Origin of the sequence: Microcystis sp. M53602_WE12 (genome assembly GCF_030065455.1) — a bacterium.
In the GTDB taxonomy this organism is placed as follows: Bacteria; Cyanobacteriota; Cyanobacteriia; order Cyanobacteriales; family Microcystaceae; genus Microcystis; species Microcystis aeruginosa.
The window spans coordinates 1-8860 of record NZ_JASJFB010000405.1; the positions used below are offsets into that span (position 1 = coordinate 1).

Here is an 8860-nt window from a genome sequence, read left to right on the forward strand (position 1 = left end):
CTAAATCCTTATCTGGCAAGAGACTTAATTGATTAGTTCGCTCTAGATAAAAACAATTGACAAAAATCGCTAAATGCCTTTCTCTATAAGGGTTCCATCCCTTATAACCCCCGTCCATTGCATAACACAAACCGAAGAGCCGAAAACTGAGGTTCAAGAAGCGTAACCCACCATCCTTTTTTTATGTATGTCCCCAGGGATGACGACTGTTTTCAGTTTGTTACTCTCAAGCGCCAATGAAATATTTACCGTCCGCTCTTTGGTGAAAGTTGAATAAGTTAAAATCAAAGAGAATATCCCTATCGCTACAATCTCAACTATCGATGAATTTACTTAAAGATAAGCAGAAAATTCGTTTTGTTGACCTTTTTTGTGGTTTGGGAGGGTTTCGAGTCGCTATTGAACAAGTTTGTCGCCAACAAAACTTAGAATCTGATTGTGTCTTTTCCTGTGATATAGATAAAGACGCTCGGGCAATTTATCACGCTAATTTTGGCGACAAACCCCAGGGAGATATTACCGAAATCGCCGCCCTAGATATTCCCAATCACGATATTTTAATGGCAGGATTTCCCTGTCAACCTTTTAGTATTTGTGGTGATTTAAAGGGATTTGAAGATACCAGAGGCACGCTATTTTTTGAGATTGCCCGCATTTTAAAAGCCAAACAACCCGCAGCATTTATTCTGGAAAATGTCAAGCAATTGCAGGGACATCAACAGGGAAAAACCTTAGAAGTTATTCTCGATACTTTGCAAGATTTAGATTACTATACCGATTACCGAGTTTTGAATGCGCTTAATTTTGGTTTACCGCAAAAACGGGAACGGATTTTTATCGTTGGTTTCCGAGAAGCGCGGGGTTTTATCTGGCCAAAACCAGCTTTATCTAGAACAACTTTAACGGAAATATTAGAAGAAAATGTCTCGGATTTTTATTATGCTTCCGCAAGAATTCAAAAAAGTCGCTTCCTGAAAAGAGAGGGAAAAAAACCTTATAGTGAACCGACTATCTGGCACGAAAATAAAGGAGGAAATGTCAGTGCTTATCCCTATTCCTGTGCCTTGCGAGCGGGAGCATCCTATAATTATTTGTTAGTGGATGGGAAAAGACGCTTAACAGCAAGGGAAATGCTACGTTTACAAGGTTTTTCCGATGATTATCAAATTGTCGGCAGTTATCAAACTATGCGAAAATTAACCGGTAATAGTGTAGCGATTTCCTGCGTAGCTGCTGTGGTTAATTCTGTAATCGAGTCTTTGTTAGATATTGAGCAAGCATCAACTAATTCATTCTCGTTCAATCGAACAACTCAATGAAGTTTATTTTCGACTCAGGAGTTTTAGATAGTGGTAATTATTCAAGACGCTTTTAATTGCCTATATAGACAGCCTCGTAGGTTGGGTTGAGCGAAACAATACTGGGTCGAAAATGGCTTAATTCGCCTGAAAAAGCGAAACCCAACCACCCCAAAGGTTACTCTTGGTTGGGTTTCCTTGCGTCAACCCAACCTACAATAATTGCTACTCTACTGATATGTAGCATATACTCAACAGATTTAGTATTAGATAAGTTTATTGCTAAAGAAGGAATCCGCAGAAGTATAGAGAAGGCATAGGAGATTATAGCTTGTTTGAGTCCTAATTTATGTCTCTAAAATTAGCTGACCCATTGCCTTGAGAATTTGGAGCAGATTAATTGCTGATTGAGGATACATTAAATTAAGTTCTGGCATTATCTGATAAGTGGGGTTAGTTTCTTGTCTGAGATAGACGAACATATATTGTAAGCCATTAGTCGCTAATCCCCAAACTGAGGGTTGTCTTTCTAAGCTATTGTAGGCATAAGTCAGTAATTGAGGTAATCCCTGACGTACTTCGATTCCACTCTCTTTAGCTTCAATTACTAAAATCCAAAAAGTGATATTATTGACAGTTGATATCGAATTATTCACCGTGACAATATCAAAGCGTCCGCTAATAGTTTTATCTTCATCGACAAGGATAATATTATCAATCCCTTCTTCAACCCTAATCTTAATCGGATAACGATAAAAACCAGCTAACCGCCATAGGGGAAATAGGGTTAAAACTTTCACTTGTCCTTCTGATGCTTTATCTTCCATCAAATAGGGTCGAAAATCGTTGCGGATTTGAACAAGTTCTAATTTTTCTGCGTCGCTGACGGTTTCCAAAGCTAAAAGCTCTGTAAATGAAACATCCTCAAGCTTTTCTTGGAAATTGAGATGACGTTGAACATCAGCAAGGGTTAGTTTACTCGTTTTGAGGGTAAGCATTGATTTAGCAAGCAGTACAGCGCTGTTTCCATGATAGCGTCAAATAGGTTTCTCGGCTGTTCTTGCTAACAAAATAAGCCAAGACAGAAACACCAATTTAAGAATAAAGTTGCTGCGTGGGGTGCGGATTGTTGATTTGGGTTTTTTAACAGAATTGGTAGCCTTCTAACGCACTTTACACTCGTCGGCGATCTACGATCAAGTTATTTTTGAACGAAAAGCACCCCAAGGTCATATTTCTTGTAGTTAGAGGTTTGATTGGGTTGGGGATGGTGGCATGGGATTGGAATGGGGAGAAGTGGGGTGGACTTAGGCTGAAACTCCTTCTCCCTGCTCCCTTCTCCCCTATAGTCTTAACGAGTAATTTAGATAGTCAACAGCTTACCAAATTTAGGTTACACTTCCTCTTGATGGGAAAGACTTTATCTTGAGAAAATAATTGGGCTAAATAGACCCGAATTTAGGGGGTATTTTCTGGAAAAGAATCACTATAATTAAATAAAAATGGTACGCTATTTTTTCCCGATCCATCCATGACTAAAACCCGGGGCATTTGCGCCCCACCTTCGCGCCAAGCTTCGATCGCTTCTTTCTGTAAAACTAATCCTCCCCCCTGTTCTTTTAAAGTTTCTGCTAATAGTCTTTGTGCCTCAGCTTTCCCTTTAGCGCGATTGATTTCTGCCTGGGCCTGTTGTTCTGCTTCTTGGGTGATATAAACGGCTCTTTGGGCGCGTTGTTCCGCGATTTGTTTATCTTCGACAGCCCGAGCAAATTCCGGAGAAAAATTCAAATCTACCACACTGGTATCTAAGACTAGAATACCATACTTTTCTAACCGAGTCGATAGGGCATTATCAAAGTCTTCTTTTAACTCACTGCGTCGAGTAATTGCCTCCTCTACTGTTCTTTTAGCGGCGGCAATTTTAAAGGATTCTTGGGTTTGAGGGGCGATAATTTTAGCGACAATATTTTGTAGGGTACCTTGGGTTCTTCTAATTGCCACTACTTGAGTCGGATCAAGACGAAAATTAATCGCAAAACTAGCGGATAAATTTTGTAAATCTTTAGTGGAACTTTGGGCGGGAACTTCAAATTTTTGCACCGTAACATCGTAGATATCGACACTAGAAACAAAGGGAGGTTTAAAGTGAAATCCCTCCAATAAAACCCCGTCCTTAGCCTTTCCTAACACACTTAAAACTCCCGCTTGTCCGGGGGTGATAATCACATAGGCATTAAAGGCCGCTAAAATGACAATAGTGGCCAATAATCCCCCGATCAGGGAAAGTAAATTAATAGCATCTTTCTGGTTCACAGTTTATACTCCTTGATGAGCGACTAAAGCGAGAATTTTTACCGCAATTGCTTGATTAACGGGCATCACTGACAGACGATTTCCTGTCCTTACTAATAATAATTCATCGGCGGTAAAATTTTGTTTTAAAATTCCCAGGGGCAGCAGTTGGGGAAAAAGGCGCTCAAACTCAACTTTAACCGTCCACCAGCGCGGGGCATCTGGGGAGGATTTAGAATCATAGTAGGGACTATCGGTATCGAATTGTGTGGGATCGATCATATCAGTTTGCACTACTCGCATCAAGCCGACAATCCCCGGCGGGGTGGTATTAGAATGATAAAAAAAGGCCAAATCTCCCCGTTTCATCTGACGGAGAAAATTGCGCGCCTGATAATTTCGCACTCCCTCCCAAATAGTTTGACCATCTTTTTTTAAATCCCCGATACTATAGACATCGGGTTCCGATTTCATTAACCAGTAATTTAAATTCATCATTTATAGTTGTGATTAATTCACATAAGCTCAAAAATATTTTTAGCCGTTCCTGTCAGCCCTGTCACCATAGGGTTAAATATAATTCACTTTGACTGCTTTTGTAGTTCTACTCAAACAATTATTGGGAAGAATGTATCTAAAAATACTTTTGTTAGGGGCAATTTTTCAGGACTATGAGCGTTCAAGTCTAGCTATTCTTGGCAACCGTCAGTTTTTCCCTATAGCTAAAAATAATTTATTCTCGATTATTAAATCGCTCAAATAAGCTGTAAAATAGGATACATTGCTCTAAAAATCTCTAGCCAATCCATAGATTATCGGTGTTCCAAGCCACTCGCCGCCGTTTAGCCTTATGGTACACTGCCGTCACTGCCATACTACTGCTTTTTCTCGCTACGGGAATGTATTTTTATGTGCGCCATACCCTAGTGGATCGCATTGATGATACCCTCAAACACATCATTGAGGTGGTAAATCGTTCCCTCGTGATCGAATCGATTCCCCCGGATCAAGGACGTTATCGCGTCGATCCCCTGGCAAGTTTTCCCAGTCAGGGTAAATCCGTCGAGGACGATCATATAGATTTGGAATGGTTTGATCCCCAAGGTAATCTACTTTGGTCAACTCTGGCCGAATCCTTAGATATTCCCCTCCATCCCCACCGTCAAGGGGAAACTATTCGCTTATCCGATAATCGTCTGCTGCGACAAGTAACCGAAAGGGTGGAAATCGGTCATTATGTTTTGGGATATCTGCGGGTAAGTCATCCTTGGTTTGAGGTGACAAAACCGATTAGACAGCTATTATTGGATTTAATCCTCGGAATTTGCCTGATGATTGCTAGTGTCGCCTGGATTGGTTGGTTTTTGTCCGGTTTAGCCATTCAACCCGTAAAAGAGTCCTATCAGAGTTTAAAACAATTTACCGCCGATGCTTCCCATGAATTACGCAATCCGATCGCCACTATCCAAACTAACGTGCAAATGGCGATCTCCTATCCCCAAACTGGCCATCAACGCTTGCAAGTGATCGAGCGTTTAACGGAAAGATTGGGCAATTTAGTCAATGATCTGCTCTTTTTAGCCCGTTCTGATAGTGGCATCGTCCAACCGATCGAGCAAGCTGTACCTTTGGATGCTTTATTGATGGAAGTGGTGGAAGAACAGCGTTTAATCGCCGATAAGCAGGGAATTTCCCTCTCTTTGTCGATTGTGGAACCGGACCAAGAGGATTTTTCCTACAGCGATGAAATGTTTACTATGCAGGGAGATTGGGATCAATTAGCACGTTTATTCACAAATTTAATCTCTAATGCCCTAAAACACGCTTTTTTGCCCGAATCTGAGCCTAAAAATGTGGCAGTGGAATTGGAAAAAAGTAAACGCGATCGACAATCGGTGTTACTGGTGCGCGTCAAAGATAACGGAATCGGTATTCCCGAGGCTGCTTTGTCCCATATTTTCGATCGCTTTTATCGTCTCGATCCCGCACGACAAAATTCTGCCACTTCCGGGGGAACAGGATTAGGATTAGCGATCGCTTTAGCGATTACCCTCAGTCATCATGGACAAATTAGCGTCGAAAGTCAGATCGATCGGGGAACAATCTTCACCGTCAGCTTACCGAAAAGCCATCAACGGGAGAAAAAAACCGAAAAGTCAGAAGCTTGACACTTCTGACCTTCTTTTCATACCCCCAAGGGAATTCGAATCCCTGTCGCCTCCGTGAAAGGGAGGTGTCCTAGGCCACTAGACGATGGGGGCGTGGATTTCAGACCTTTTTAAATATAACAATAATCTTTCCGGGAGTCAAGGGTTTTGGCCAAAATTTTTTTAATCCCGCCCTTGCACAATAGGATAGTCTAATTGAAGATGTTATCGCCCAAAATCCATGGCTGCCGATCCCTATAAAAGCCGACTGTTCAACCTGATCAACCGTCGTTTGATCCGTCTGAAAGATAACCTCGGCCGCGTCTCCCGTCGCGGTCAAAATGCGATCGCTATTGCCCTGCAAATAGCCCTCTATCCCGTCTATTTGCTGGTACAATCCCTGCGGATGACGGCTAATCAATTGGGGAACAGTCTCCAGAAACAATTATCACCCCCCGGCAAAGAGGGGACGGATGCGATCAAAGAATTTCTACAGAGCTTATCTGACCAAGAAACGGCATTTATTGGCATAGCAGCCGATCTAGAGGATCACGCTTTAGTTGTCGTCACTAACGATCACCAGACTGTTAAAATCACCGATAATCAAACCCAAAGACAAATAGAAAAACAAATTAGGACGGCACTGGCTAACTACGCCCTCGAAAAACGGAGAATTAAGCGATTAAATCCTCAATATCCGCCTTTATTACCGAATTTTACCGACAAAAATCCTGTCTTGCCCCCGATCCGTTGGTTTTGGAACCTGCTACGCTGGGAACAACAGGGGCAAATAGCGATCGCCATAAATCTCTTCCAGGAATCCCATCTCGTCAAAACCCCGACACCACCCTCCTTACCACTGCCTAATTTAAATTCTCAAGCGATTTTAGAAGTTATTGACGAAAAATTAGCAATTTTCGAGGCTAAATTTCTCGCTATCTCTCCCGCAATCCCCAGCAGTGTTAGCCACACCTCTAACCTACCTTCCGATCTCGTTAACCAGTCCCCGACTCTCGAGAAAAATTCCTCCTATCTCTGGCGACTTTATTGGTTAATTTATGCGGCGATCGAGCATTTCTGGGCAAAAGAGAAGAATAATTTAGAATATAGTGCTGATTCACCCGCTTTATCGGCAAAATATCCCCTAAGTCTTCCTAATTCTCTGCTGATCACCTTCAAGCAACGTCTCCAGGATTGGCTAGAAAAACAAACCCAAGCGGATCCCTTCACGATCGGCAAACTCATCCAAGCGGCGATCGATCACTTCTTTTCCTCTCGCCAATCCCTGACATTTTCCGCCGTCAGCGAGCAACCTTGGCTAGAATCCGCCGATATCTTGGCTATTTCTCCCCAAGACTCCGAAAAACCGCGCCTTAACCCCGCTTATCCCCTTCCCCAGTCCCCAGGCACACCAGCCGAGCCTCATAGCACAAAAAAAGCTTTTAGTCAAGAAAAACAAAATAAATCTTTACAAAAAATCCCCCCGGCCGCCGCTGAAATTACTCCTGGAGAATCCCCCCCCGCAACCCAATTAGATCCCCGCTACGCTAGGGAGATAATTCAACCAATTAACGAAGAATGGTTAGAAACCGAATCAACCCCTGTCGGCTACGTTAAACACCCCTTAGAACGGATTTTAGAGGGATTAGATGCGATTATTTTATGGGTGGAGGAATTAGTTATTAAAATTTGGCGTTGGTTGCGGTACAATCGACGCATTTCTAAATTACTCAAACGCAAACGCTAAATCGATCGGTTTTGGGTATAGCCGATCGGGAAGTCTTTCTGTTGTGAGAAACTTGAGACTATCTTTAGGGACTTACCTCTGTCAATCTTAGGCGTTGCACTTCACTTTTGAATGGGCATTGGCTGATCGGCAGTTAAAGTCATGACCATAATCTCAAATTACCGAAATTTATCGACAAAAATAAGCTAAACTAACGGCAAAGATAATAAGTTTTGATTTTTTTACTTGGCATTACTTATGGACGGTATCTGTACCTTAGCCAACGATCGCATTTACGATCAATTAGTCGCCCTACTCAACAGCATCGAGGTCAATGGAGGAAAAGCTCTTCCTGTTTGTGTCTATCCCTACGATGACAACACCGAACGTATCAAGGCGGAAATTGCTCAACGTCCTAATGTAGAGTTATTTGATGATCGGGAAGTGATCGATCTCTGGGATAATTTCGCTAAATCTGCTTGGGAACCCCATCCTACCGCTAAAGAACGCTGGTTAAAGGCTGGTAGCAAAGGTTATCATCGTTTTGGTACCCATCGTCGTTATTGTGCCTTTGATGGGCCGTTCGATCGCTTTATCTACATGGATGGTGATACCCTATTGATGAGTCCCTTAGATCGGGTTTTTGCACAGTTAGATAATTATGATTGTGTGGTCTACGATTTTCAGCACAAAGATATCACCCACGTTTATGAAGTTACTTCCCCAAAATTATTAGAAATCTTTCCCCAAGAACGTCTTAACCAAGAAATTTTCTGTTCGGGTTTTTATGGCTCAAAAAAAGGTTTATTTGACGGGGAACGCCGTAATTGGCTCATAGAACAATTGCGAGCAGGAGAAGCAGAAATAGTTTATCCTATGGCAGTAGATCAACCTCTGTTAAATTATATGATGATGCGCTCAAATTTTTCTATATATAATCTAGCTCTTCAATTGCCTAAAGAAGAACGCACCGGCTGCTGTGTCACCTCTCCCCATTTTCAGGCTTTAGATAATATTCTTTATGACCACGACAAACGTTTGACATACCTTCACTACATTGGTTTATCTTCCTCTCTGTTCACGCGACTTTGTAGCGGTGAAAATCTCGATTTTCCCTATCGAGATATTTTCTTACACTATCGTTATCTCTACGAACCTAGTCAACGTCCTGTTTTTACCGATAGTCCCAAACCCTATCAACCACCGACCCCAACCTTTTGGCAAAAAGTAACCAGAAAACTCGGTTTAGGAAAATAATAATTAGGGTCTGCTGAAAAAGTTTGTTGGTGGGGGCAGGGTGTGGGGTGTGGGGTGTGGGGTGTAGGGTTTTACCGATTTTGAGGTAGTCAGTTACCTAATTTTCAGGGAAAAAGTACCTGAATTTTACCCCCGATCCC

The 8860-nt window shown here is 42.2% G+C and carries 8 protein-coding genes and 1 tRNA gene; 5 read left to right on the forward strand and 4 right to left on the reverse strand.

Annotated features, from left to right (window positions below; all coding sequences use genetic code 11):
* The first annotated feature begins 323 nt into the window (after positions 1-323).
* Complete coding sequence (locus tag PX482_RS13705) at positions 324-1319, forward strand: DNA cytosine methyltransferase (RefSeq protein WP_002763391.1); 996 nt, start codon at positions 324-326, stop codon at positions 1317-1319.
* 326 nt (positions 1320-1645) lie between these two features.
* On the opposite strand, the gene PX482_RS13710 is transcribed toward PX482_RS13705, so the two are convergent.
* The 3 genes from PX482_RS13710 to PX482_RS13720 all read right to left on the reverse strand — a co-directional run bounded on the left by PX482_RS13710 (position 1646) and on the right by PX482_RS13720 (position 4088).
* A complete protein-coding gene (locus tag PX482_RS13710; RefSeq protein ID WP_002763390.1) occupies positions 1646-2296 on the reverse strand; it encodes a hypothetical protein in 651 nt (216 codons plus the stop codon).
* A 460-nt stretch (positions 2297-2756) separates the two neighbouring features.
* A complete protein-coding gene (locus tag PX482_RS13715; RefSeq protein WP_002763389.1) occupies positions 2757-3611 on the reverse strand; it encodes a prohibitin family protein in 855 nt (284 codons plus the stop codon).
* A 3-nt stretch (positions 3612-3614) separates the two neighbouring features.
* Positions 3615-4088 (reverse strand): EVE domain-containing protein, encoded by a 474-nt coding sequence (locus PX482_RS13720; protein ID WP_002763387.1) that lies wholly within the window; start codon positions 4086-4088, stop codon positions 3615-3617.
* An 88-nt stretch (positions 4089-4176) separates the two neighbouring features.
* Here PX482_RS13720 and PX482_RS13725 point away from each other — a divergent pair, with 88 nt between their 5' ends.
* Together PX482_RS13725 and PX482_RS13730 are read left to right on the forward strand one after the other, a co-directional pair.
* The gene (locus tag PX482_RS13725; protein ID WP_288122554.1) at positions 4177-4353 is read left to right on the forward strand and encodes a hypothetical protein; all 177 of its coding nucleotides are present in this window, start codon (positions 4177-4179) and stop codon (positions 4351-4353) included.
* 55 nt (positions 4354-4408) lie between these two features.
* Entirely contained in the window at positions 4409-5758 is a 1350-nt protein-coding gene (locus tag PX482_RS13730) for a sensor histidine kinase (RefSeq protein ID WP_002763386.1), read from the forward strand.
* A gap of 20 nt (positions 5759-5778) precedes the next feature.
* On the opposite strand, the gene PX482_RS13735 is transcribed toward PX482_RS13730, so the two are convergent.
* A tRNA-Glu gene (locus PX482_RS13735) sits at positions 5779-5851 on the reverse strand.
* Between the two features lie 127 nt (positions 5852-5978).
* Here PX482_RS13735 and PX482_RS13740 point away from each other — a divergent pair.
* Positions 5979-7484: a hypothetical protein gene (locus PX482_RS13740; protein WP_288122556.1), complete on the forward strand. Its 1506-nt coding sequence runs from the start codon at positions 5979-5981 to the stop codon at positions 7482-7484.
* Positions 7485-7721: 237 nt separating this feature from the next.
* Positions 7722-8720 carry an Npun_R2821/Npun_R2822 family protein gene (locus PX482_RS13745; protein ID WP_288059685.1) on the forward strand — a complete coding sequence of 333 codons (999 nt, stop codon included), beginning with the start codon at positions 7722-7724 and terminating at the stop codon, positions 8718-8720.
* The last annotated feature ends 140 nt before the right edge of the window (positions 8721-8860 follow it).

Bases quoted from the DNA above. Each gene is read 5' to 3' on its own strand.
- PX482_RS13740 (WP_288122556.1), top strand. From the start codon at position 5,979: ATGGCTGCCGATCCCTATAAAAGCCGACTGTTCAACCTGATCAACCGT.
- PX482_RS13720 (WP_002763387.1), bottom strand. From the start codon at position 4,088: ATGATGAATTTAAATTACTGGTTAATGAAATCGGAACCCGATGTCTAT.
- PX482_RS13705 (WP_002763391.1), top strand. From the start codon at position 324: ATGAATTTACTTAAAGATAAGCAGAAAATTCGTTTTGTTGACCTTTTT.
- PX482_RS13710 (WP_002763390.1), bottom strand. From the start codon at position 2,296: ATGCTTACCCTCAAAACGAGTAAACTAACCCTTGCTGATGTTCAACGT.
- PX482_RS13745 (WP_288059685.1), top strand. From the start codon at position 7,722: ATGGACGGTATCTGTACCTTAGCCAACGATCGCATTTACGATCAATTA.